At 61.2% G+C, this 25,409-nt stretch carries 21 protein-coding genes and 2 pseudogenes; 12 read left to right on the plus strand and 11 right to left on the minus strand.

Annotation, left to right across the window (positions count from 1 at the left end; all coding sequences use genetic code 11):
• The first annotated feature begins 84 nt into the window (after positions 1-84).
• From SB822_RS13075 to SB822_RS13085, 3 genes and pseudogenes are all read left to right on the plus strand, one after another.
• Entirely contained in the window at positions 85-2,100 is a 2,016-nt protein-coding gene (locus tag SB822_RS13075) for a VTT domain-containing protein (RefSeq protein ID WP_410854870.1), read from the plus strand.
• 124 nt (positions 2,101-2,224) lie between these two features.
• A complete protein-coding gene (locus SB822_RS13080) occupies positions 2,225-3,268 on the plus strand; it encodes a VTT domain-containing protein (protein ID WP_007738631.1) in 1,044 nt (347 codons plus the stop codon).
• Between the two features lie 313 nt (positions 3,269-3,581).
• Positions 3,582-3,745: pseudogene (locus SB822_RS13085) on the plus strand (lipid A hydroxylase LpxO); the annotation flags it as partial.
• Between the two features lie 36 nt (positions 3,746-3,781).
• Here SB822_RS13085 and SB822_RS13090 read toward each other — a convergent pair.
• Complete coding sequence (locus tag SB822_RS13090; RefSeq protein ID WP_410854871.1) at positions 3,782-4,855, minus strand: diguanylate cyclase; 1,074 nt, start codon at positions 4,853-4,855, stop codon at positions 3,782-3,784.
• Positions 4,856-5,221: 366 nt separating this feature from the next.
• Complete coding sequence (locus SB822_RS13095; protein ID WP_007587102.1) at positions 5,222-6,163, minus strand: LysR substrate-binding domain-containing protein; 942 nt, start codon at positions 6,161-6,163, stop codon at positions 5,222-5,224.
• Positions 6,164-6,407: 244 nt separating this feature from the next.
• Between SB822_RS13095 and SB822_RS13100 the strand changes: the two genes are divergently transcribed.
• A complete protein-coding gene (locus SB822_RS13100; RefSeq protein ID WP_007587103.1) occupies positions 6,408-7,997 on the plus strand; it encodes an inorganic phosphate transporter in 1,590 nt (529 codons plus the stop codon).
• A 110-nt stretch (positions 7,998-8,107) separates the two neighbouring features.
• On the opposite strand, the gene ppk2 is transcribed toward SB822_RS13100, so the two are convergent.
• The 3 genes from ppk2 to ggt all read right to left on the minus strand — a co-directional run bounded on the left by ppk2 (position 8,108) and on the right by ggt (position 11,424).
• Positions 8,108-9,034: a polyphosphate kinase 2 gene (gene ppk2, locus SB822_RS13105; RefSeq protein WP_007587104.1), complete on the minus strand. Its 927-nt coding sequence runs from the start codon at positions 9,032-9,034 to the stop codon at positions 8,108-8,110.
• 153 nt (positions 9,035-9,187) lie between these two features.
• Entirely contained in the window at positions 9,188-9,574 is a 387-nt protein-coding gene (locus SB822_RS13110; RefSeq protein WP_007587105.1) for a VOC family protein, read from the minus strand.
• A 119-nt stretch (positions 9,575-9,693) separates the two neighbouring features.
• Positions 9,694-11,424, minus strand: coding sequence for a gamma-glutamyltransferase (ggt, locus tag SB822_RS13115; protein WP_007587106.1), 1,731 nt, complete (start codon positions 11,422-11,424; stop codon positions 9,694-9,696).
• A 187-nt stretch (positions 11,425-11,611) separates the two neighbouring features.
• Here ggt and SB822_RS13120 point away from each other — a divergent pair.
• Positions 11,612-12,008: pseudogene (locus tag SB822_RS13120) on the plus strand (ectoine/hydroxyectoine ABC transporter ATP-binding protein EhuA); the annotation flags it as partial.
• An 18-nt stretch (positions 12,009-12,026) separates the two neighbouring features.
• On the opposite strand, the gene SB822_RS13125 reads toward SB822_RS13120, so the two are convergent.
• The 5 genes from SB822_RS13125 to SB822_RS13145 form a co-directional block, all read right to left on the minus strand.
• Positions 12,027-13,631 (minus strand): MFS transporter, encoded by a 1,605-nt coding sequence (locus SB822_RS13125; protein ID WP_410854872.1) that lies wholly within the window; start codon positions 13,629-13,631, stop codon positions 12,027-12,029.
• A gap of 600 nt (positions 13,632-14,231) precedes the next feature.
• Positions 14,232-14,996, minus strand: a complete 765-nt coding sequence (locus tag SB822_RS13130) for an NTP transferase domain-containing protein (protein ID WP_007746268.1) — start codon at positions 14,994-14,996, stop codon at positions 14,232-14,234.
• 21 nt (positions 14,997-15,017) lie between these two features.
• Positions 15,018-16,022 (minus strand): flippase-like domain-containing protein, encoded by a 1,005-nt coding sequence (locus SB822_RS13135; protein WP_410854873.1) that lies wholly within the window; start codon positions 16,020-16,022, stop codon positions 15,018-15,020.
• Positions 16,019-16,873, minus strand: a complete 855-nt coding sequence (locus SB822_RS13140) for a 2OG-Fe(II) oxygenase (RefSeq protein ID WP_009771218.1) — start codon at positions 16,871-16,873, stop codon at positions 16,019-16,021. The genes SB822_RS13135 and SB822_RS13140 overlap by 4 nt, the downstream gene beginning before the upstream one ends.
• On the minus strand, positions 16,873-17,559 hold the full coding sequence (locus SB822_RS13145; protein WP_039902879.1) for a CDP-alcohol phosphatidyltransferase family protein: 687 nt from the start codon (positions 17,557-17,559) through the stop codon (positions 16,873-16,875). Before SB822_RS13145 ends, SB822_RS13140 begins: the two co-directional genes overlap by 1 nt.
• Before the next feature lie 251 nt (positions 17,560-17,810).
• Here SB822_RS13145 and SB822_RS13150 point away from each other — a divergent pair, with 251 nt between their 5' ends.
• Together SB822_RS13150 and SB822_RS13155 are read left to right on the plus strand one after the other, a co-directional pair.
• Positions 17,811-18,248, plus strand: a complete 438-nt coding sequence (locus tag SB822_RS13150) for a hypothetical protein (protein WP_039902886.1) — start codon at positions 17,811-17,813, stop codon at positions 18,246-18,248.
• Positions 18,249-18,911: 663 nt separating this feature from the next.
• A complete protein-coding gene (locus SB822_RS13155) occupies positions 18,912-19,346 on the plus strand; it encodes an HIT family protein (protein WP_024162913.1) in 435 nt (144 codons plus the stop codon).
• Between the two features lie 28 nt (positions 19,347-19,374).
• On the opposite strand, the gene SB822_RS13160 is transcribed toward SB822_RS13155, so the two are convergent.
• Positions 19,375-19,878, minus strand: a complete 504-nt coding sequence (locus tag SB822_RS13160; protein WP_410854874.1) for a hypothetical protein — start codon at positions 19,876-19,878, stop codon at positions 19,375-19,377.
• A gap of 685 nt (positions 19,879-20,563) precedes the next feature.
• Here SB822_RS13160 and SB822_RS13165 point away from each other — a divergent pair.
• The 5 genes from SB822_RS13165 (at position 20,564) to SB822_RS13185 (ending at position 25,409) form a co-directional block, all read left to right on the plus strand.
• On the plus strand, positions 20,564-21,718 hold the full coding sequence (locus tag SB822_RS13165; protein WP_009771214.1) for a porin: 1,155 nt from the start codon (positions 20,564-20,566) through the stop codon (positions 21,716-21,718).
• 274 nt (positions 21,719-21,992) lie between these two features.
• Positions 21,993-22,412 carry a hypothetical protein gene (locus SB822_RS13170; RefSeq protein ID WP_009771213.1) on the plus strand — a complete coding sequence of 140 codons (420 nt, stop codon included), beginning with the start codon at positions 21,993-21,995 and terminating at the stop codon, positions 22,410-22,412.
• A 231-nt stretch (positions 22,413-22,643) separates the two neighbouring features.
• Complete coding sequence (locus tag SB822_RS13175) at positions 22,644-22,982, plus strand: sugar ABC transporter ATPase (protein ID WP_410854875.1); 339 nt, start codon at positions 22,644-22,646, stop codon at positions 22,980-22,982.
• A gap of 129 nt (positions 22,983-23,111) precedes the next feature.
• Positions 23,112-23,621 (plus strand): metal-dependent hydrolase, encoded by a 510-nt coding sequence (locus SB822_RS13180; RefSeq protein WP_410854876.1) that lies wholly within the window; start codon positions 23,112-23,114, stop codon positions 23,619-23,621.
• Between the two features lie 198 nt (positions 23,622-23,819).
• A complete protein-coding gene (locus SB822_RS13185) occupies positions 23,820-25,409 on the plus strand; it encodes an alanine/glycine:cation symporter family protein (protein ID WP_410854877.1) in 1,590 nt (529 codons plus the stop codon).

Below are 25,409 nucleotides of genomic sequence, written 5' to 3' on the forward strand. Positions count from 1 at the left end.
ATAAACTTTCAGCGTCCCTTTCCTTTGGGCTCGCATGCGCGTCGCCGTGCTCTTTGATGGCCGCTTCGACATTTGGAGATATTGATGGAGCACGCGTACGTCCAGCTGCTGCACCTGCTTGGAGGCCACACTGCGTGGACGCTGGTCGTGGTTTTTCTTGCTGCGTTTCTCGAAGCCGTTGCGATCATCGGCACCTTCGTGCCGGGCAGCACGGCAATGTTCATCGCAGGCGCGCTGGTCGGCACGGGCACGTTAAATCTAGGCTGGCTCTTTGCGAGCGCGATTGTGGGCGCCGTGGCGGGCGACGGCATGAGCTACTGGTTCGGCCGTCGTTATAAAGACAAAATCAGCAGGCTCTGGCCGTTCAGCACGCATCCGGGGCTGCTCGAAAGCGGCCAGAAGTATTTCGACAAGCATGGCGCGAAGAGCGTCGTGTTTGCGCGCTTCGCCGCGCCGCTGCGCGCGATCGTCCCGGTCGTCGCGGGCATGCTCGAAATGCCGCCCATACGTTTCTACGCAATGAACGTGCTGTCCGCGTTGCTGTGGGCGCCCGCGCATATTCTTCCCGGCGTCGTATTCGGCGCATCGATCCAGTTGGCGGGCGCGGTGTCCTTCCGTCTCGTCGCGGCACTGGCGATCGTCGCGGCAATCGTATGGCTGTGCTTCTGGGTGATGCGCGTAGTCGTCTCGCACGCACGCGCATGGGCCGGTGCGTCGCGCAGCGGTCTCGTGAAGTGGGCGCGCGATCACGAAGCGCCGTATGGAAAGATGGTCTATCGGATCGTCGATCCCGAGCGCGCAGCTATCGGCCTGCTGGTCGGCATTTCGGTTTTCGTGCTGGTGTGCGCGGGGATTTTCTTTGGCGTCATGCAGGACGTCGTGTCGGGCGATCCGCTCGTTCAGGTCGACATGTCGTTCTATCGCTTCCTGCAATCCGCACAGGCGCCGTGGATCGGCGAAGCGCTTGCGCGCGCCTCGACGCTCGGCAGCATTCCGACGCTCGCCGCGCTGGTCATTGCGTCGACCATCATGATCGCCTTCGAGAAACGCTGGCGCATGCTTATCTATTGGCTCATCGCAGTGATCTTCTCGCAGGTGCTGATCTTCGCGATCCAGGCGATCGTGCCGCACGCGCCGCCCGCCGCCGCGCCATCCGACCTCTATGCCTTTCCCAGCAATCACGTCGCCGCGAGCGTCACGGTGTATGGCTTTCTCGCGTTCGTCGTGGCGCGCCGCGTCGGCCTGGTGACGGGTATCGCCGTCACTGCGCTCGCGAGCCTGATCGTGATCACCGTCGCATTCGCGGGCCTGTCTTCCGGGCGCTTCGCATTCTCCGATGCCGTGGGCGGCGCAGCATTCGCGGCCATGTGGGTCGCTGTCGTCGCGCTGACGGCCGTATGGCGGCATCCGGAAGCGCCGCCTTCGCGCGAGTACATGCCCGCCGTTCTGCTGGTCGTGCTGTGCGCGAGCGTCGGCCTGCAGATCGCCTTGGGACATCAGCCGGACGCGGAGCCGCAGGTACGCCAGCGGCCGCCCGTGGTCGTCACGCAGGCGCAATGGACGGATTCGCTGTGGAAGCAGTTTCCCTGCTATCGCTCCGATATGAAGGGCGACCGGCGCGAGCCGATTACCGTGCAATGGACGGCCGACCGGCAACAGATCGTCGCGCAATTGCGCAGCAGAGGTTGGCTCGAAGGCACGCGTTTCAATGCGCGCAGCCTGTTCTCGCTCGTATCGCCCGATGTGCCCGTGATGGATCTGCCCGTGCTGCCCAAGCTCAACGACGGCGAACCTTCGACGCTCGTTTTCAGCCGTCAGCGCGCGCGCACCGACGAACGCGACGTGCTGCGCTTCTGGCGCACGGGCTATGCCGTTGCGCGTCGCGACGGCACGGCGCCTACGCCGATCTGGCTCGGCTCCCTCGTGCATGAGCGTCTGCTGCGCCCGTCGTGGCCCTTCAATGTGCTGCGCACCGACAGGCAGCTCGATCCGCTCATTTCCCCAAAATCGGTTCACGGCGAATGGCGAGAACTCGAACTGTCGAGCAGCATGGGATGCACCGACATTCCCGTCACGCTGATCGCATCCACCGAGCGTTAAGGCATTTAGACCGGCTGTATCGGTTCTGCGGCCGCTTGCGAAGCACGCGGCACCTTCAGCCGTGCAACAATGAACGGCAGCCAGCGCGCGTCGAAGCAATGCAATGCGCAAGGAGCTATTGCAATTGGTCGATTTGAATCCGTCGGCAATTTCTACATGGGGCGCAGCCATTGTCTTCCTGAACGTGCTGCTCACGCGCCTCGGCATTCCCGTGCCTGCCGTCCCCGTACTACTGCTCGCGGGCACGGCGATCGCCAATGGCCATCTGTCCTTCTGGCACGTGCTGACTGCCGCGCTCGCCGCCGCGCTGATTGGCGACGGGATATGGTTCACTGCGGGCCGCATGCTGGGACGCCGCCTGATCCATGCGCTCGCGCGGCTGTCGGCCGCCGTCGAAACGCGAGTGCGCAAGGCGCGTGCCCTCTTCATGCGCTTTGGACCGGCCATCGTCTCGGTCTCGAAGTTCATACCGGGACTTGCCATCATCACGCCGCCGCTGATGGGCACGACGCGCGTCGGCATCGTCATCTTCTTCGCGTGGGACGCCGTCGGTATCTTCGCGTGGGCAACGTTCTGGCTGCTCGGTGGCGCGATTTTCGAGCGGCAGCTGAGCCTGCTGATTCACGAAGTGCGGGCGCACGGCTGGACGATCATCGATGTCCTGACCGCCATCGCCGCGAGTTATCTGGTGTTCCGCTTCGTGCAGCGCTGGCGTCTGCAGCGGCCGCTCTCGCTTGCGGCAATCTCGCAGGAACAGGTCGACGCGATGATGCGTCCCGACAAGCCGCCCATCGTGCTCGACGCCCGCCCCGAGCACATGAAACGACAGACGCCGCAGCCCATTCCCGGCGCGCTGCCGCTCGACGTCCATGCGCCCGGCACAGTCGACGCCGCTTTGCTCGCGCGTGATGTCGTCGTCTATTGCGTCTGCGCCGACGATGTCACGGCAAGAACGCTGTCGCAGCAGATGCGCGACAAAGGCTTTACACGGATTCGCGCGCTAAGAGGCGGACTGGACGCGTGGGAACGGCGCGGCTACTCCGTCGAGCCTTTGACTGAACAGAACATAAGCGCCGCGCAGCCCGGGCGCGAGAAAACGCGTGCTCTGCCGCAGGAACGCGGCATTACCTTGCGCGGTATTGCACCAAGAGGCGCCGTCTCCAGTTAAATAGCGCGCGTTCTCACGCGTCTGTTTGCCCCATTACGAAGCACCCAAACGCTAAAGAACAGCCGCGCTTCGGCGCCGTTAAGACTAAGGCTTTAGCGTATCGGCGGACTGCATTCAATTGCATACCCCTTGAGAGAAAGCTGGCGCGGTTCTCGCTAAGATCCCTTTTTTAAGATGGATACTAAAGACCGATTGTTCAGGTAAAACCTGGGGATCAGGGTATGCGCGGGCTATTTATCGTCTGCTTATCTTAAGCGTCGCGTATGTAACAAGGTGCGGCAATGCCCGCTTCACCTTCGGACGTCAACTATCCGATCAAGAAGGCGACCGCACCGGTTTCCTGAACCGCGCATTCAATATGTGTACGCGATTCGCCGCGTCGGCAAGCGCCTTAAGGCGTGGCATCGGCCGACTTACTATGTCGTCAAATGGGCGCTGTTCGGCTCCATTTTCGCTGGGATCGTATGCGCGCTATAAAGCGTGACGCTTCGCGCTTCGGCGCGCCTGGTACGCTTAGCCGCGCGCCACTTCGTGAACGGGCGCAAGACCGCCGACGACGATCCGGTCACGCCCCGTCGCCTTCGCCTGATAAAGGCTGCGGTCGACTTCCTGCAACCACGTGTGATAGTCGGGCAAGTCGTCGGTCAACTGGGCAATGCCGACGCTGATCGTGCACGGGCATTCCGTCGACGCTTCTTTCGTCTTCTCCCTCACGCGCTGTACCAGCACCTTCGCGACCGTATGCGCCTCGCGCAATGTCGCGCCCGGCAAGACTACGCCGAATTCCTCGCCGCCATAACGGCCAATGCTGTCGGCCGCGCGGAAATGGCTGCGCAAAAGATCGGCGAACGCCTGTAACACCGAGTCGCCAGCAGGATGACCCAGCGTGTCGTTGATCCGCTTGAAGTGATCGAGGTCGATCAGCAGCAGGCACGACGCGTAGCGGTTCGCGCGGCAACGCTCGAATTCCCCGGCGAGCAGTCCTTCCCAGTGCCGGCGGTTCCAAAGGCGGGTCAGCCCGTCCGTGCGGCTCAGGTGCTCGAGTTCGCGCGTGCGCTGGGCGAGCTTGAGCGACAGCCGGTAGCTCGTAAAGCCCAACGCAAGCGGATAAATAATGAGGAACGGCAGACACGCGAGAATGGTGGGCATTTGCGACATCGGCGAAAACACGAAGCCGACCGTGACGAGCCCCGCCAGCACGCCGAGCACATGCGCGACCACGCCGCGTGCAAAGAGCCGCAGGCCGCCCGCGGCGATGTTGTCCATGCTGAGCATCGCGAGAATCAGCACGCTAGGCAGCACGTTGAACTGCATCGCCACGACCCAGAAGCCGCCGAGCATCGAATCGGCCATCAGGTTCAGGCGTTCGCCGCGAAACGGCACTTCACAGGCAAGCGCAGCGCGCCGCGCGACATGTGGCCAGACGAAACCATGAAACACCAGCAGCGACCAGAGCACGAAGCCGCGATGCTGTAGCGCGAAAACGGAAGCGACGCAGAAGAAGCCAAGCCCCAGCCCGGCAATGCGCAAGCGGTAAATGCGCTCGACAAAGCTCTTCCCTTGCCCGGCCCTGCTTTTCGTTGCCAACTTTATCGATCCCCGAGCAAGTGACTGCGAGAATGAGGCCGCGCGCGTTCGTGCGCCGCGTGCCGCAGGGTCCCTGTTTGCACCAAGCTTTGATACAGACGTTGCGCATTTCGATGCGGACGCAACATCGTGGATTGGTATAAAAAAATGATACCAGTATCCGCAGTGGGCAATTAGTCCATTTACGCGGTGGAAGCGCTTCTGTGGTTTTTCGGTGTTTGCGCACAAGCCGCGATGGACGTTTAACGTTTGCGTCGCACAGTAGTGAACGTCAATGACGCTAGCGCTTCGGCTTGCTTGAAGAGAATGATGTGAAGCAAATGAATCAGCTTAAGTGAGTCAAAAGCGGCGCAAGCGACAGGAGAATCAATGGCCGCTGATCAAAGGCACCCGCGCAGCCGCCGATGTTTCGACGCTGCGCTGCGTCAGCCACACTTCCTGTTGCAGCCAGTCGCGAAACACAGTCACATGCGGCAGGTCGCCCTGTTCGGGACGCGTCACGAGCCAATATGACTGGTGTCCATCGACATGCACGTTCAGCACCTGCACGAGCTGTCCATTGGCGAGCTCGTGCGCAATCATATGACGATCGGCGATCGTGATGCCGAGGCCGTCGACGGCAGCGCGTATCGCGTGATCGAGCAGATCGAATTCGAAACCGCCCGACGTATCCACACCTTCGATGCCCGCCGCCTTCAGCCAATGCTGCCAGGTCAGATAACGCTGGTTGTCGCCCGCTAAAACATGCAGCAAAGTGAATTGATTGAGATCGATGACCTCATTACCCGCCTGGCGCGCGAGCAACGCGGGCGAGCACACGGCGATATGCCGCTCATTCATCAGCAGCAGATTATCGAATCCTTCCCATTCGCCATTGCCGAAGCGGATCGCGCAATCGAGCACGCTCGACTCGGCAAGATTGTCCTCTAGCCGCGTCGACAGGCTCAATTCCAGTTCGGGGTGCTCGGTGTGCAAGCGCCCGAGGCGCGGCAGAAACCAGCGGCTCGCGAAAGTCGGCGGCGCATTGACCCGCAAGCGATTCAGATGCGTCTTTTCCTGAATCGAGCGCACGGTCCATTCGATCTTGTCGAACGAATGCTGCAACGCCTGCAGCAGCACGCGGCCCGATGCCGTGAGATCCAGATGATGATGCCTGCGCTGCAATAGCGTTTCGCCGAGTTGCTCTTCGAGTTGCCGCACCTGGCGGCTCACCGCGCTTTGGGTGACGTTGAGCAATTCCGCCGCGCGCGTGAAGCTGCCCGTGCGCCCGGCGACTTCGAAGGCTTTGAGCGCATTGAGCGCTGGCATTTTTCTTTTCAAGGAGGTCTCGATTCCGGATCGGCGCTCTGGCGCCATGCACTCATTTTAGCGTCTGGGCCGCGGGGGCCTTCTTCTGACGCATCCCATGTAACGGGCAACTCGCGGCATCTAAGCCCGCGTGACGCGGCGCACAAATGTTAAGGGGCATATCCGTCACGCGTTTGTCATCGTATCGACATGCTGGGCTTGCAGGATCGGGGATCCCCCCCGACCATCCCCCGAGGCCCAGGCCATGCCGGAACTCTCATATCCGCAGACAGGCACCGCGAGTGCCAAAAACCGCAACTTAGGACTCGCCGTCTTCGTGATTGCGCTGGTCGCTGGCGCGATCTATTGCGCGTTTCAGTTGGTCGGCGACCTCGAATCCGTTCGCACCGGTTCGATCGTCGCTTATCTGCTGCTCGGCGTGGCCCTTCTGATCGCGCTCGGCTTCGAGTTCGTCAATGGCTTTCACGACACGGCAAACGCCGTCGCGACCGTGATCTATACGCACTCGCTCTCGCCTAACGTCGCGGTCGTGTGGTCCGGCACATGGAATTTCCTCGGCGTGCTGACCTCGAGCGGCGCAGTCGCATTCGGCATTCTTCAGTTGCTGCCCGTCGAACTGATTCTGCAAGTGGGCAGCAGCGCAGGCTTTGCGATGGTGTTCGCGCTGCTAATCGCCGCGATCATCTGGAATCTGGGTACATGGTGGTTCGGCCTGCCGTCGTCGAGCTCGCATACGCTGATCGGCTCGATCATCGGCGTCGGCCTGATGAACCAGCTGCTGCATGGCGCGGACGGCACGAGCGGCGTCGATTGGGGGCAAGCCGCCGGCGTCGGCAAGTCGCTGCTGTTCTCGCCGCTGATCGGCTTCCTGCTCGCGGGCCTTCTGCTGCTGGTCCTCAAGGCGCTCGTGCGCGTGCCCGCGCTGTACGCGGAGCCGAAAGGCAAAGCACCGCCGCCGTTCTGGATTCGCGGGCTGCTGATTCTGACCTGCACGGGCGTGTCGTTCGCGCATGGTTCCAACGACGGCCAGAAAGGCATGGGCCTCATCATGCTGATCCTGATCGGCACCGTGCCGACCGCCTATGCACTGAACAAGGCTGTCACGGCCAACGAAACGCAAACCTTCCTCGCCGTTTCGCAACAGGCTTCGGCCGCGCTCGGCAAGTATGCGACGCAAGGCGTGCCGCCCGTCGTCGCGCCGCGCAGCGAAGTGGAGAACTATGTCCGCACGCGGCAGCTCACGCCCGCCACAGTGCCCGCGCTGCAAAAGCTGATGGAGCAGATTGGTCAGCAGGTCAGCTCGTCGGGCACGATGGCGAACGTGCCGCAAGACAAGGTCGATAACGTGCGCAACAACATGTACGTCGCGTCGGAAGCGATCCGTCTGATGGAAAAGGCGAAGCAGCCCGCGTTTGCAGCGGACGACGCCAAGGCCATCGACAACTTCAGGAAGCAGATGGACCACGCGACCAAGTTCATTCCGACGTGGGTGAAAGTCGCCGTGGCAATCGCGCTGGGTCTCGGCACGATGGTGGGCTGGAAGCGCATCGTCGTGACAGTCGGCGAGAAGATCGGCAAGCAGCATCTGACCTATGGACAGGGCGCATCGGCCGAACTCGTCGCGATGGTCACGATTGGCGCCGCCGACATGTACGGCCTGCCCGTGTCGACGACGCACGTGCTGTCCTCGGGTGTGGCAGGCACGATGGCCGCCAATGGCTCAGGCCTGCAATGGGGCACCGTGCGCAGCCTGGTGCTGGCGTGGGTGCTGACGCTGCCCGCATCGATCGCGCTGTCCGGGGGACTGTACTGGTTGTTCCGTCACCTGTTCTGACGACTCGTACCTCGCCGCCGCGCTGATTCGATCAGGTGGCGGCAAAACGGCAAAAGAAAAAGCGCGGCATTTTTATGCCGCGCCTTTCATTTCAGCCCTTCAAACAGGGATCAAAACACGTCGGGTACGATCATCTTGTCCGGCACAGGATGACGGCTGTAGTCCTCGTGAAAGACGCGTTCCGGCAACACGATGGACGGATGTTCGATCTCGTGATACGGCACCTGGCTCAGCAGATGATGAATGCAGTTCAGCCGCGCGCGCTTCTTGTCGACGGCCTGCACGACCCACCACGGCGCCTCGGCGATATGCGAGCGCTGCAACATCACTTCCTTCGCCTGCGTATAACGCTCCCAGCGGCGACGGCTTTCGAGGTCCATCGGGCTGAGCTTCCATTGCTTGAGCGGATCGTGGATACGCGCCTGGAAGCGGATTTCCTGCTCTTCGTCGGTGATCGAGAACCAGTACTTGATAATCTGAACGCCGCTGCGCACGAGCATCTTCTCGAACTCGGGCACCGAGCGGAAGAACTCGTCGTATTCGTCGTCGGTGCAGAAGCCCATCACGCGCTCGACGCCCGCGCGGTTGTACCAGCTGCGATCGAACAGCACCATTTCGCCGCCTGCAGGCAGGTGGCTGACATAACGCTGGAAGTACCATTGCGTGCGTTCGCGGTTGTTCGGCGCGGGCAGTGCCGCGACCCGGCATACGCGCGGATTCAGCCGTTGCGTGATGCGCTTGATCGCACCGCCCTTGCCAGCCGCGTCGCGGCCTTCGAAGATCACGACAAGGCGATGCCCTGTCTTGACGATCCAGTCCTGCAGCTTGACGAGCTCGCCTTGCAGACGGAACAGCTCGCGGAAATATTGCTTGCGCAATTCGCGCGCTTCGGGCGTAAAGCCTTCGCCGCCGTCGAGGATGCGGTCGTCGACTTCCATTTCGAGTTCCTCGTCGTACGCATCGACGAGGTCCTCTTCGAAGCGGCGCTGCCGTGCGGCGAGCGACTCGGCGTCAAGTTCCTGTTCGGATTCCTTCATCACAGTGGCTCCTGTTTTTTCCGTAGCGCGGAAAAGGGTGTACGCGGCGCGTGGGCTCGTGTGATTGTCAGCTTTCTCGGTGTCAGTCATATTACTCTTGTGCAACGGGTGCGGCTCTTCAAAGTACCTTTCCGACGCCTCTTCAAAGCCTGTTCAAAGCCTCTTGGCGATGCTGATCTCGTGGCCATCAGGATCGGTGATATGGAAATATCGTTCGCCCCATGAAGCATCGGCGGGTGCGGCCTCGGGCTGGTATCCCGCTGCCAGCGCCTTGTGATAAACGGCGTCCACGTCGGACACGTGAACGATCACACGCCCCCACCATAGCACCGGTCCTCTCGTGTCGAGAATCACGTTCAGATAGGTGCCGCCGAACGCAAACGACGTGAACGCCTCGAATGGCCCCCCATAGGCAAGTGGAAAGCCAAGCGCCAGATAAAACGCAACAGCGCGCTCCATGTCGTGCGTGGCGAGCGTGACAGCACTGAGCCCTTCGAATCGCGGCTCTTGCGTATGGCTCTGTGATTCCGGCTGATTCATCGCTGACTCCCCGCTCCAGAAAGTGAAAACAGCGGACACCGCCCACCGGCGATGTCCGCTGCAAAGCGAATCGACGAGGCGCCGCGTGATTGGCTGCGACGCCAGCGCATGCCGCGAGATTACGGTATCACACGCGACACGCCGCGTCCGCGTGGATCGGATACGGCCTCCGGCCGCTCGCCGTTGATCTTGATCGCCTGAATGTCGCCATTGAAGTCCTGCGCCTTCAGCGTATAACCCTTAGCTTCGACCTGCTTCGCGAGTTCGCCTTCGATAGGCGCATACGGCTCCCAGAAGATCGTGTTCGGCGGCAACAGTTGATGATGGAAACGCATCGCGCCAACGGCTTCCTTCAGCGGCATATTGAAGTCGTACACGTTGTTGACCACCTGGAAAATCGACGTGAAGATGCGCGATCCGCCCGGCGTGCCGATCACCAGCGACACCTTGCCGTCCTTCGTCAGAATGGTCGGCGACATCGACGACAACGGGCGCTTCTTCGGCTCGATCGAGTTCGCGTCGCTGCCCACCACGCCGAACATGTTCGGCACGCCAGGCTTCGATGCGAAGTCGTCCATCTCGTCGTTCAGCACGATGCCCGTGCCTTCCGCAACGACACCGGAACCGAAATAGCCGTTGATCGTGTACGTATTCGACACGGCATTGCCCCACTTGTCGACCACCGAGAAATGCGTGGTCTCCGCTTTCTCGGGCATCGACGTGCCGAGGCCCGGCTGCACGCTCTTCGTGTCCGACGGCGTGTTCGGATTCACTTCGGCCGCGCGCTTCGCGATGTAGGCGTCGTCCGTCAGTTGTGCGACGGGTACCTTATAGAAGTCCGGGTCGCCCAGGTACTGCGCGCGATCGGCAAAGACGCGCTTTTCGATTTCCGATATCAGGTGAATGTACTGCGGCGAGTTGAGATCGACATTGGTGAAGTCGCTCTTCAGGTCCGCCTTCATCTTCAGCAATTGCACGAGGCCAATGCCGCCCGAGCTCGGCGGCGGCGCGGTGATCACGTGATAGCCGTTCCAGTTCGCCTGAATGGGCTGACGCCACACAGCGCGGTAGTCCTGCAGATCGCGCTTCGTGATGAGGCCGTGCCCCTTCATCGACGCGGCGATCAGATCGGCCGTCTTGCCGTTATAGAACTCGCGCGCGCCCTGATTCGCGATGCGCGTGAGCACGGCGGCGAGATCCGGCTGCTTGAAATTGACGCCCTGTTTCAGATTGCCGAAATAGGTGTCGAAATTCGTCTTGCCTTCGAAGTCCTTCTCGGCATCTTCGCGGCGCTTTGCAAGCTGCTCGTCGACTTCGAAGCCGTCACGCGCATATTTGATGGCGGGCGCCAGAACCTGCTTCCATTTCAGTTTGCCGAAACGGTGCTGTGCTTCCCACATGCCTGCCACTGTTCCTGGCACACCCGCTGCGTAATAGCCGAAAAGGCTCTTGCCCTTGATGACATTGCCCTGATCGTCGAGAAACATGTTGCGCGTCGCAGCCAGCGGCGCACGCTCGCGATAGTCGATGAAATACGGCTTGCCGTTCACGTATAGCGTCATGAAGCCGCCACCGCCGATGTTGCCTGCCTCAGGGTAGGTGACGGCCAGCGTGAAGGCGATGGCGACAGCGGCGTCGACGGCATTGCCGCCTTCCTTGAAGATCTGCTCGGCAGCATCAGCGCTGTACTTGTCGGCGACGGCGACGGCCGATGCGGTCAGTACGGGTTGCTGCGGCGGGGGCGCCTTCGCGTAAGCAGGTGCGGACTCGAGAAAGCCCGCGGTAGTCGTGAAGAGCCCTGCGACGGCCAGTGCTGTTGCGGAGAATTTCGCTTTATCTATTAGTTTCAATGCGTGCCTCCAAAGACAATCATCCAGTGACGGAACCTAAAGCCTGTCTTTGGGCTTATAACACGCGACGAGTACATTTGCGAAGCAACCCGACATGCTGCAGGCGCAGCAAATTGCTTCGTTCGATTACTCCAATTGCAATACGACTGCGACGCTGCTAAGCAGCCGGTGATTCATTCAGCATCTCCCGCACATGACGGCACTCGCCAATACGATCGAAGCGCCGATGCAGGTACTCGGCCTGTCGCGCAACGAAGCGACGGATCGATCGCGGGAGTTGCTTTCGATGTTGGGTCACGCGGATAAGTGCAATCACTTTGCGCGCGCATTAGCAAAGCGTCCTAAGGTGATGCCGTTCGATGAAGTGACGTCCGTGCTCGATCGTGATCTATGCAGCGAAGAGCACAATCTGACGATGCTAACCGTTACGCATCAGATGGTTTTTTGCGCGTGAATTTGCAGACTGCGTGTGCTTCTTCTCGCAAGGCAAGATCATCGAGCGTGGACCGCCGCAGCATGAACGCACACAGCAGTTCGTGCGCACAGTTCTCGAGCGGCTTAAAGCTCCTGGTGTCAAGGCGTGACGTTCGTGAAGACACGCGTCACGCTTCCCCTCTTCCGCCACGCGCGAGTTCTTCGCCGCTGTTGTGCGGCAGCTTCGCCGTCACGGGAATCGACGCGAGCGAGAACAGACCAACCACCAGAAACGCGGGCCAGAAGTCGGTCCACACGATAGTCGGATGCCCTTGCACATTGTGCGAGATCTGCAGCACGATGCCCGCGATCGTCACACCGAGACCCAGCGAAATCTGTTGAACCACGCTCGCGACGCTCGTCGCGCGACCCACGTCGCGGCTCGGAATGTCCGCATACGCGAGCGAGTTCAGCGACGTGAATTGCAACGACGGAAACACGCCGCCGAACAGCACGACAAACCAGATCACAGCGTGCGGCGTTCCGGGACCGAACAGTCCATAACTCGCGATCGCGCAGCCAGCCAGCACTGCGTTGAACATCAGCACGCGCCGGAAGCCGAAGCGTGCGAGCACCGACGACGCGATCGTCTTCATGAAGATCGAGCCGAACGCCGATGCGCAGGTGATCGTGCCCGCCGCGAACGGCGTCATGCCGAGTCCTTCCTGCAACGCGAGCGGCAACAGGAACGGAACGGCGCCAAGCCCTATCCGAAACAGCGAGCCAGCGACGACGCTCGCGTGAAAACTCGGGATACGCAGCAGCCTGAGATCGAGCACGGGCCGTTCGACACGACTCGCGTAGCGCCAGTAGACGAGCAGCAGCGCGGCGCCGAGCACGCACATCGTCACCGATACACGGTCCGATACCAGTTCGCCGCCGACCAGCGACAGGCCGAGCATGAACAGCGACGCGCCGCCCGCCGACAGGGCGAAACCGGTCCAGTCGAGCGGTCCGGGATGCGCTTCGCGCATGTTGGCGATGTGTTTGTTCGTGAGCCAGATGCCGAAGAGGCCGATCGGAATGTTGACGACGAAGATCAGACGCCAATGCAGATAGGTCGTGATGAAGCCGCCGAGCGGCGGCCCGACGACGGGCCCGAGCAGCGCGGGCACGGTCAGATAGTTGACGGCGCGGATGAAGTCCGACTTCGGCACGGACCGGAAAATGATGATGCGCCCGACGGGCACCATCATTGCGCCGCCGATGCCTTGCACGAAGCGCGCGGCGACGAAGAGCGGCAGCGTCGTCGATGCGGCGGCCATCAGGGAGCCGGCCATGAAGATGCCGATTGCAGTGCGGAATACGGAGCGTGGACCGTAGCGGTCGGCTACCCAGCCGCAGACGGGGATGAACACGCCGAGGCCGATCACGTAGGCCGTGATAGCAAGCTTTAGGGTGATTGGGTCGTGGCCCAAGTCCCGGGCCAGTACGGGTAGGGATGTGACGAGGACCGTCGAGTCGACGTTTTCCATGAACATCGCGCAGGCGACTATCAGTGGAACGATGAAGGTGCCTATTGCCAGAGGCATGGTTTTGGTTTGGTTTGGTTTTTGTCTGCGACGCTGTTGAGGGTTGGGTTTTTCACGCTGCGCGGGCGGGGTTGGTTTGCTTGTGGTTTCGCGGGCATCCGCGTTACGGTGTTTGCCGTTCACGCGTCGCCCCTGTGCGGGGCGGCACCTACTTTTCTTTGCCGCCGCAAAGAAAAGTAGGCAAAAGAAAGCGGCTAACACCGCCAATTCTTCTTCCTGCCTGAGGGACCCCAACCGGTCCCTCCCTTCACACGGCAATCACGTGACTCATGTTAGTTGCCAGCGCTCTTGCAATGCTCATCACCCGCTTCACACCCCCGCGTTACAGCATGCCGTGCCGGATATTCCTCCGCCGCCCAGGTGGCAAACTGTGTGTAGGCCCTAGGTGCTCCACATGCCTCACTCCGGACCGATCGCGCACGCGTCCCACCCTGTAAGAGCGCTAACGTGTACGACGCGACAACCTACACACAGTTTGCCACCTGGGCGGCGCAAACCATTCGCTGCCGCTGGCCCTACTAGGGGTGTTTGAAGTGGGTGAGGCGTTCGTTCGAAGCGTTGGCAACGCACGCTAACAAAATCGCTGCCGTTTGAAGCGTAAGACCCTTTGGGGGCCCTCAGGCAAGAAGAAAGATTGGCGGTGTTAGCCGCTTTCTTTTGCCTACTTTTCTTTGCGGCGGCGAAGAAAAGTAGGTGCCGCCCCGCACAGGGGCGACGCTTGAAGCACGCTAACAAACCGCGGATGCCAGCGAAACCACAAGCAAACCACCCAGCGTCGCAGACATCAAAAAACCCAAACCCTTACCGCCCAGCCCCCACCATCGGCTGCAGCATAGGAAGAATTTCGGCCGCCGCCCGCTTAACATCATTCGGAAAATCGATCTCGATCCACGGCGCGCCGGTGACATCGGCGGTATCAAACACATGACTCCGCTCAAGCAGCAAATCCCGAACCGCCTCTTCATGAGGCATATTCGCGCGCCCGCTATCAACATACCCAGCAACGATCTCGGCAAATCGCTTTGCCGTCTCTTCACGCAGACGGAAGAACCCAACCGACTCACCAATCGTGTCGTACTCAAGCCCAACAGCCAGTTGCTTGCGCAACTCAACCGGCACGCCATCCTTCAGACACAACTTGACGGGCTCATCGCCAGCCTCGAAATCACGATCGATCAACAAGCGATTAGCATGCTCGCCCGCAACCAGAGCGCTCAGAATGCGCTCGTCATACAGCACATCAGCATCCATCAGCAGCACGTCGCCGCCGCTCGTCATCGCATCCGCAACGGTATGCACCGTCAACACACTGCCAAGGTCAAAACGCGGGTTCAGCCTGATCTCGACCTTGTGCGGCCATTCGATCCGCTCCAGTTCGGCTTCGACCAGTTCCGGCTGAAAGCCAAGCGCCAGCACGACGTCCGTGACGCCCGCCGCATCGAGCATCTGCAAATGACGCTCGAGCAAGGTCACGCCGTCGAAACGCAGCAGGCATTTGGGAAACTGTTCTCCAACAGGTTGCTGGAGACGCAGGCCAAGACCTGCAGCAAGAATGATGGCGCGCATTCGCGGTCCTTTCTAAAAAAATCAATCGACAGCAGGCAGACGCGAATCGCGCCGCCGCTGCCAGCTACGTTCGCTGAAATGCAGATAAAGCAGGCCCGGCAGACCCAGCAGCAACTCGCGCGCGCGCTTCACCAGCGACAACGCCAGCGCCGCCTCGGGCGGCAGGCCGACCAGCGGCGCGAGCAGCAGATAGCCGCCTTCCTGGATGCCAAGCGAGCCGGGAATCGCGAAAGCCGCGCCGCGTATTGCCTGGCCGAGACTTTCGAGCAGCAACGCATCGACCCAACCAACGGGATGACCGAGGAAGCGCAGCGCCAGCCACACTTCCACCGTACCGATGATCCAGCCCGCAAGGCTCAGTGCGAAACTCGCCGCAACCTTGCCGCGCTGGTCGTATAGTTCGCGCACGGCGACATCGACGGCATCGGCGCGCGTGGTCAACGCCGACCAGTCGCGCTTGCCGAATACCTTCGACATGACGCGCAGCGCCTTGCCGAACAGGCCGCGCCGCTGCGCAATATAGAAGCCGATGATCATCGCCGCCAGCACGCCCGTGGCGATCAGCGCCGCCGTCTGCAAGTCATGCATCGCGCCATGCGCAGCCGACGCGCCGAACAGCAGCAGGCCGAGCATCGCGAAAACGATCTGCGCAAGCGCCTGCAAAGTGGTGCTGACGGTGATCGCGGCCGCGGCGTCGCGCATGCGCAGCCCGCGTTGCGACAACTGGCGCACCATCATCACAGGTCCGCCGATCTGGCCAGCCGGCAACAGGCTGTTCACCGATTCGCCGATCCAGCGCGCGAACACCGCATCGAGTTCGGTGACTTCCTTGCGGCGCCTGTCGAGCATCACGGAGATCGCGCCCGCATCGAGCACGAGCGGCAGCAAATGGAACGCAGCGACGACGGCGAGACCCCAGCCGGCTGCCATCAGCGTCGAGACGACCGAGCCGAAGCCCTGCCATGCGAGCAACGCGACGAACAGCCCGCCGCCGATCGTCAGCAGGATCACGGCGGCACGCGTCACGCGCCTTCTCCTTTGGCGTTACGGCGCGAGAACTGGCTGAACACCTGACGGAAACCGAAGTACGCGATCGCGTCCTTCAGATTCGAAATGACGCGGCGCCACGGGCGCATGTTCGGATCGGTGACGTACTCGAACGTCAGCGAGACGCGCATTTCGTTGTCGAGCGCGGGGGTGATGCGGTGACGCAGCTTGTCGCCGTCGAAGAACACGAGACCGCCCGGCGGAATCTGCACCGAGCCCGGCAGGTCCGCCTTGTTGGGGTCGCGCGTGTGCAGTTCGTAGTCGAGACGGCACGACGATTCGTCGATCACACCGAGCAGCAGCGTATAGCGGCGACCGTCGTAGTAAGACGTGTCGTAGTGCCAGCCGATATGATCGCCCGGCTTCGTGTAGTAGTAGAGCGCGTACGCGTGCGGATCGTCAGCCGGCGACAGCAGCAGCTTGTCGCCCGTCAGTTGCTCGAGGAAGCCGATCAGCTCTTTCGAGCGATACAGCTGCGCGATGAACGGCGCCAGGCGATCGATCGTATGGCGGCTGACGCTGCCACCCTGCTTGTGGCCCGGCAGATAGTTGCGGTTCACTTCGGGCAGCAGCCCGCGCGCGGCAGCAATCAGTTGCGCCGTGACTTCGGGTGCGAGGAAATCTTCGAGGTACAGAAACGCGCTCTGGTCGTCGAAGTCCTTGCGCAGTTGCGCATTGTCGAACGTGCGGACGCGGCTCGCGACAGCGCGATCCGCATCGGGCACACCGCTCGAAGCAGCAGCCCCAGAAACGGCAGAAGCCGGCGCAAGGCCGGCAGCGGGTTCCATCGGGTTCGTTGCAATCACGTTTTCTTCTGCGGGCACACTCATCAACTCACCAACGCTTGACTGTCTTTTTGCGCCGGGCGAGCGCGGCGCAAGACGCGCCGGTAATCGATCACCACGTACACAGCAAATAACGGCGCGCCGATCGACGCAGCCACGAGAAACGGTGCGACGCCGCCCGTCAGCGTGACGAGCGGCAGCAGATAAAGCACATCCTCGGTTTCGAAGCCGCCGACGGACGCCTGCTTCGTGCCCATCTTGCCCGCCATTTCCTCGATGCGCATGCGCAGGAAGAAAATCAGCGCGACCGCGATGCCCGCGATAGTACCAAGCAGGAACGGCGGCACGGCCAGCCCGATCAGATTGCCGACCTGCGCCGACGTCATGCCGTAGCCCATGCCGCCGAACAGCAGCACCGTCACGAGCGCGTCGCATGCGAGGTCGTAAAAATGACCGATGCGGCTCGTCTTGCCGCTGACGCGTGCGAGCTCACCGTCGGTGTGATCGACGAAGTTGGACAGCACGATCAGAAACGCGCCGACGTTGGTCCACGCGAATCCGCCGCGCGCCAACGCCAGGCCGCCTGCGAGACCGATCAACAGGCGCACGGTCGTCAGGTGATTGGGCGTAACGGGTGTATCCACGAGCGGCATGATGAGCCGCCGGGCAAGCCGGGCGTCCCACATTCTGGGCGGCGGAACGTCCCGGGGAGGGTGTGATTGCGAAGTCATAACCCGGAAATATATACGGGATCGCGTTTTCTTGCCTTAGTCGCGCACAATTCTGTTGCTTTTCAAAGACCTACTCGTGCTCGCCCTGACAGCACGTTTTTCCGAACGCAGGTAGAGTGCACGCCGGTCGCGCCAATGTTACCGGGTCTTTCGAACCCTTTTCGCGGCCCGTTTGTCGTCGATCGTCGCGGTACTCCGCGCTTTTTTCGCTTCTCTGTCCGTCCGCGCTCCAGCGGATGTTCTTCAAAAACATGAAACAGCTTTTTGTCCACCCTGCCCTCATCGCCATGCTGCTTTCGGCGCTGCCGCTCGCCGCACGCGCCGCATCGCTCGATTCCGCGCTTGCGTGCGACCAATCGGCGCACAAGTTCATCGCCGATCTCGCCGCGCAACAACTGATCGATCCGAAACCGATGCGCGTCGAAAGCAATTCGATCAATGCGTTCCGCCCGGTGCGCGGCGCGAGTCTGGATGCGTATGGCTTCAGCGTCTTCGCTGTGGTCGGCTATGAACAGGACGATCCCATCTTTCGCGCCGGCAGCGGCGAGCCGCTCGCGAAGTCGGCGTATGGCGCAGTCGTCTGGGGCAGCGACGAAAAGGTTCAGACGGCCGTCACCGCTGCGGGGAGCACCGCCATCGTTCATCGTGTCGCGCCGCATGTGACAGCGATTTTCTGCAAGCGCAGTTGAGCGCATTCGTTAAGGGCGACGCGCGCACGATAGTTATCAACACTTTTCGTGGGTAAGCCTGTGAGTATCCTGCGCACGACCGCGCCAAGTCATTGATGTGGCTCGGAATGTGTGTCGTGCATGCGAGAGCGCATTCATTCGCTTATCGATAGCTTTCGAAGCGCGCAAGCCTGTGTTCTTGTCCACAGTTTTTGGTGACAAGCCTGTGAGTAACCTGAGCAAGACCGACGCAAGTCATTGACGCAACTCAGATTGCACTCGATGCATCTACGCCGCGTCGCCTGCCCACGCTTCTTCGACGCGCGGACATGGCCCGAGGTTGTCCACAGATTTTGTTCACAAGCCTGTGAGTATCCTGCGCACGAGATCGGCAAGTGCTTGATGCGACTGGGTTTAAACGCGTTGCATGTATCAGGCAAACGCGCGAGCCCGGCGAACAGCATCCCGCTTGTCCACAGATTTTGTTCACAAGGATGTGGACAAGCTGAGCACACCACACGCAAGTGCTTGTCACGAAAGGAAGTTCGACCCGCGTTGCCGATCGATGCACCGACACTCGCGCGTGCCCGGCACATCGCATGAAAGCGCGTCGGCTAAAATCCCCGGACCATTCATGCACGGCCTTCGACGCAAGGCCAATGCGCCTGACCACCGGAGCCTCACATGCCCTACGATCAGCAGAACCCGTTTGCCCGCATCCTGCGCGACGAATTGCCGTCTATCCGCATCTATGAGGACGAGCACACCGTTGCGATGATGGACATCATGCCGCAGGCCGAAGGCCACGTACTGGTTCTGCCGAAAGAGCCCGCCGCCGAACTGTTCGAATTGTCGGAAGACGCGGCGGCCGCTGCGATTCGCACCGCGCGCAAGGTCGCGATTGCCGTGAAAGCCGCGCTCAACCCGCCGGGAATGATGATCGCGCAACTGAACGGCGCGGCGTCCGGCCAGACCGTGCCGCATGTGCACTTTCACGTGATTCCGCGTCACGACGGCATTCCGTTGAAGATTCACGCGGCCGAGCGCGCCGATCTCGACGAGCTGCGCGTGCTGGCCGGGCGCATCAAGGCAGAGCTGGACAAACCCGCGTCCGCCTGAGCCGCTAACTGTATAGGTATAAGCCGGGTCAGCCCGGCCGACGAAACTCGTTCTCGACCCACGACGCTGCGCTCGCCCTGCTGAGCTTGAAGTTCGGCCCGACCTTCACTTGCGCGAGTTGCTCGCCGAAGGAATCGAACGCGGTGAGCAATGCATAGGGATCGTCCTCGTCGGGGACGATATCGAGCGTGACTTCGATAGTGGCGTCGCCGGACTCCACCGCCATCCGCTTGTGCAACTGCGCGTGCAGTTGCTGTTCATGCCGGCGCAAGACTTCCGAAGCCGTCTTCACGAGCGTGTTGAATGCGTTGGTGTCCAGCGGCTTCGGATTCTTCTTGTCGCGGCCCATCGTCCACGGCCCGACCAGCGCAGGCTCGGCCTCGCCGTCCTTGATCATCTCGACAGCCCAGCCGTCGTCGTCTTCGTTCTTTTTGACGCGTGCGGTCCAGCCGTTGTCGCGCCACAGACGGTCTTCATGCAGGGCTTCGGACGCGTTGCCGGCGTCGGGTTCGGTGAGAGGCGTATCGGTCATTGCAGAGAGGGTTCGGGTTCGTCGGGCGCCGCATCGAGTCTGCGGCGCGAAACCCCCATTTTACCCAGGCGCGCCGCCGCAAAATCGGGTAGACGCACGCCTATAACCAATGGACAACAAAAGATGCCTTATCGTGCGAATATGAAAAGGTTCAATCTAACTAGATATCGATTTACGAAATAATCCATTGACCATTATTCAACCGAACGATTTCTATTTGACTAAAGGCAAAAAAAAGCGGCCCGAAGGCCGCATAAAAACAGATGAAAAAGACAACCCTTGGTCAAGGGGTAAGCCGAATTGTATAAGTAGCATCCGGTGCCGACGAGACCACTGGATGGAAGAGTACCTTTCCAAAAATCGCACTAATCAAGGCTTGCAAAAGCCCACGGAAACGGTTTTCAACGGGTTAACCCGGCTGACTTCTGGCTGTCACCGTCGCGCTACTGCAACAATGCGACAATTGACAGCACCTCATCCGGCACACGTCGAATTCAAAAAATCCTTTAAAACCAAAATACTTAGCGACGTTAATCCGTCTATTCCGTTTTTCGGAAAGCATTGTTGCGCCAGACGAAAGTAAGCCCGGGAGTATCGGTAATACACTTCGCTCCGGATCGACGGCACGCATTGCAGTGCGTGTTCCGTATTACGGTCTCCACGCAAAGTCTCGGAGTAATAAAGCATGAAAAAAACCCTTATCGTCGCGGGCATTCTCGGCGCCTTCGCAGCAACGGCGCACGCGCAAAGCAGCGTTACCCTGTACGGCACGCTGGACGCAGGCCTCATCTACACGAACAACCAGGCTGGCCACAGCAACTGGCAACAAGGCAGCGGCTCGGTTTCGGACACGTACTTCGGCCTGCGCGGCAGCGAAGACCTCGGTAACGGCCTGCACGCCATCTTCACGTTGGAAAGCGGCTTCAACCTGAACAACGGCAGCCTCAAGGAAAACAACACGCTGTTCAACCGTCAGGCGTACGTCGGTCTGCAAAGCAACCAGTACGGCACGGTGACCCTCGGCCGTCAGTATGACTCCATGGTCGACTACCTCGCGCCGCTGTCGGCAGCGGGCTCGGGCTTCGGCAACAACCTGGCCGGCCACCCGTTCGACAACGACAACCTCGACAACTCGTTCTCGATCAAGAACTCGGTCAAGTACGCGAGCCCGAACTACGCAGGCCTGCAGTTCGGCGGCCTGTATGGCTTCTCGAACGAAGCTAACGGCTTCGCCGACAACCGGGCATGGAGCGCAGGCGCTTCGTACAAGAACGGTCCGCTGAACGTCGCAGCCGCTTACCTGCAACTGAACAACTCGGGCAGCAACAACACGAACGGCGCGATCTCGGCAGGTGCGGGCGGCGCAGCGCAACTGGCCGCGCAAACGCAACGCACGTACGGCGTCGGCGCGAACTACACGTACGGCCCGGCGACCGTCGGCCTCGTGTACACGCACTCGCAACTGGACAACCTGCAGAGCGCGAATGTCGGCGGCACGTTCATCAACGGTATCTCGGGCACGAACCTGCACCTGGACAACTATGAAGTCAACGGCCGCTACGCGCTGACGCCGGCGCTGAGCCTGGCAGCTGCGTACACGTTCACGGACGGCAAGGTTTCGGGTTCGAACGGCGACGGCTCGCCGAAGTGGCACACGGTTTCGCTGCAAGGCGACTACTCGCTGAGCAAGCGCACCGACGTGTACCTGGAAGGCGTGTACCAGCACGCTTCGGGCGAACTCGGCAACTTCGGCGCGAACGTCGCAGCGATCAACACGCTGACGCCGTCGTCGACGCAAAACCAGACGGCTGTGGCTGTCGGCCTGCGTCACCGCTTCTAAGCTGCCTATCGACGACGCCACAGGCGGCCGGATCGGATGACGATCCGCACCGGCTGCCGGTGTCTTCCGTGAAAAACGCGCGCGTGCTGTCTGACGCGCGCGTTTTTTTATGCTCGATGCGGGCACGTGCACGCACACGCGAACGCCTTGACACACTTGTTGACACTTTTATTTCGGTTTACTAATGATTTGATTCTGTCTGTCGTTAAATGCTTAAACGCGCCAGAGATTTCTGACAGAACGAGCGCGATTCAAAAACAAAATTGGAGAGCATATGACGACGATCAGACAGGCGAGCGTGCTCGCCCTGATGCTGGCGGCCAGTTCGGCCGCGCACGCGGGACTCGATTGCAGCGGCTCGCGTGGCGGCTGGCGAGTGCAGTCTTCGGATAGCTGGACAGGCAGTGACAAGCTCAAGCATTTCGCCGTATCGGCGCCATTCGGCGCGCTGGGCGCGTACCTCGCGCGCGACACGCAACATCCCGTCGTCTACGGGACGCTGATCGGCACCGTGCCGGGCCTCGCGAAAGAAGTGTTCGACGGCACTTGCCGCACCGACGGCTTCTCCTACAAGGACCTTGCAGCCGACGCGCTCGGTGCGCTGACGGGCGCGGCGCTGACGCACTGGGCGATCATGTACCAGCGCACGGCGCGCGGCACGACGCTCGGACTCGCGTACAGGAATCGCTTCTAGACGGCGCTCCCCACGATCCGCGATCCGCTTCGAATTAATTTCTAACACGATGTGCATGCGCATCCCGCTTGCGTCGGTATACTTCGGCCGGAGCCGTTTTTGCAGTCGTTAACATTTCATTCGAAGTTCAGTCACCGAATGAGCGTGGCGGCGCAAGCGGTTTCGTCGCGAAGCCTTGCGCTTCGCTTGCGCCCACGTACCCCGCAGCACGGAGACGCCGACGACACAATCATGAAACGACTCATCCTTCTTGCTCCCATCGCCATCCTCGCCGCGTGTGGCTCGTCGCGCGGCCCCGACGCCAGCGCCTCTGCCGAACCGATGGTCTATGCATCGTCAGCGCGACCCGCGTCGGATATCGCGCGCTGTCTCGACAGCCGTCTGTCGCGCGTGCATGTATCGAAGAACAACGGCGTGACCGATCTGACCGTTGGCTCATCGTCGAACGGTTCGTACTTCATCACGCTGACACCTTCGAACGGCGGCTGCGTCATCAAGGTCATACGCGGCTCGGGCGACGATCCGCCCGAAGAGGAAATGCGCTTTGCGATCGCACGTTGCACGACCTGATGTGTAAGTCTTCGTAACGGCACGACCTGTTGTCATGGCCCGCGCATGTCGCGGGCTATTTTTTTGCCTGTGCTTCTGCAAGAATGGCCGCCCGCGTTTTACCGCGACCTTCATCGTCGCGCGACTTCAATGGCATCGAGCAAGGCACATCACGCGACAGGCTGGGCGGCCGGCGTCATCGCGGCAGCGCTGGCCGCGCGTCATGGATGGCAAGGTCCATTTCACGTATGGGCGTGGCTCGCTTTCGTGGCGGGCGTCGCGGGCGCGACTGCGCCAGACTGGCTCGAAGTGGCATGGTGGTCGCGCCGCAAGCGTCTGTGGATCACGCATCGCACGGCCACGCATTGGGGAATCGGCTGGCTCGCGGCGCTGTTCTTCTCATGGCACACAATGCCGCATCATCCCGCAGCCGCTGTCGCGTTTGGCTTTGCATGCGGTGGCGTGATGCATTTGCTAGCCGACTGGCCGAATCCGCTCGGTGTGCCGTGGATTCTTGGTCGTCACTCGTTGAAGCTCTGGAACAGCGGGCATTGCGATCTGATCGTCGTCGCCGCGTCCTGGGTAGGAGCGTGGTTTGTCGTCTCGCATGTCTGGATGGCGGCCGCCGCCCCATTGACGTTGTTAAGACAACTGCTCTAGCCATCCGATCCGCGACAGATCGCTCATCAGAAGCACGTCCGTTAACTCATCGCCAGCGCGTCGATAGGCGTGCAACAGATCCGTATAATGGCGACCCGCGACGGCAGCAGCACGCACTCGATGCCTGCCGTCCGCCCCTGCATATCCCGAATTCAAAACGCCTGCTCAAGACAGGTCGACGCCTGAGAGGAAAGCCGCGTGGAAAATCTTTTCCAATCTGTGAACGCATTCTTTGCCTTCATTGCACCCATCTCGGATTTCCTCTGGGACTTTCCCACCAACTTCAAAGCCTGGTCGCAGATTCCCGTGCTCGGGCAATTCCCGTTCGCGATTCTTCTGCTGGTCGGCGTCGGCATCCACTTCTCGATCCGCACACGCTTCATCCAGACGATGAACGTCGGCAAGATCGTGCGCATCATGTTGCGCCGGCAGTCGTCGAATACGGGCGTCAGCGCGCTCGCGTCGTTCATGCTCGGACTGGCGATGCGCGCGGGGCCGGGCAATATCGTCGGCATCACGGGCGCGATTTCCGTCGGCGGGCCGGGCGCGTTGTTCTGGATGTGGGTCGCCGCGTTCTTCGGCATGGCGACGGCCTTCATGGAATCCACGCTCGCGCAGCTTTTCAAGGAAAAAAAGCACGACGAGTTCGTCGGCGGGCTGCCGTTCTATGGACGGCGCGTACTCGGCGACCGGCGCATCGTCGGCACGTTTCTGTCGCTGGTGTTTATCGTGTATGCGCTGTTCAATGTGCCGCCACAAACCTTCAACGTCTTCACCGCGATCGGCACGATCGCCGATACCGTCACGGGCACGCATCTCGCCCGCCAGTCGACGGTGTACTACGCGATCGCGGCATGCCTGATCGTCGCGTGTTCGTTCATCATCATGGGCGGCATCCGCCGCGTGACCGCGTACACCGACGTGCTCGTCCCCATCAAGGCCGCGCTGTTCTGCCTGATGTCGCTGGTCATCATCGCGATCAACCTGCCGCTGATTCCGTACTTCTTTCACGAGGTGATCGTCGGTGCATTCGCGCCGCATGCGCTGTTCGGCGGCGCGATCGGCACTGCGCTTGCGCAAGGCGTCAAGCGCGGGCTGATGTCGAACGAAGCGGGACAAGGCACGATCACGATGGCGGCCGCGATCGCCGATAACGATCACCCGTGCGAACAGGGCTTCGTGCAAAGTCTTGGCGTGTTTTTCGACACGATGGTCATCTGCACGATGACGGGCTTTATCGTCGTGATGGCGCATGTGTGGACGGGCACCGTCGACGGTCAGGCGTGGGAATCGGTACGTGCGTCGAAGATCACGGTCTATCTGGCTTCAGTGCAAACGCTCGTGCCCGCGTCGGTCGCGCAGGCCGTCAAGATCGTGATGTGCGTGTGTTACGGCCTGTTCGCCTTTACCACGCTGCTAGGGATGATTTCGTTCGCCGAGATTTCGGCGAATTTCATTTCGCGCAGCCGCGCTTTCATCACGGGCATTCGTGTGGTGGGCTCGCTGGTGTTCGTGCCGTTCGGCGCGCTGACCGTGCTGGCCGGACTCGAACTGCCCAATCTCTGGGCGCTGTCCGATCTGATGAACATCGTGATGGTACTGCTCAACGTGCCGATCGTGCTGGTCGGGCAACGCCTCGTCTACAAGGCGCTCGCGCACTATCGCGCGACGCGCGGCGGCCCGTTCGTGTCGGAACAGATCGGCGTGCGCACTGAATACTGGACGGCCGATCAACGCAACGGCATTGGCCAGCATGTGGATGCACAAAAGGAACGCGTCGGCAGCTAA

Source organism: Paraburkholderia sp. SIMBA_054 (assembly GCF_046534875.1).
Lineage (GTDB): Bacteria > Pseudomonadota > Gammaproteobacteria > Burkholderiales > Burkholderiaceae > Paraburkholderia > Paraburkholderia hospita.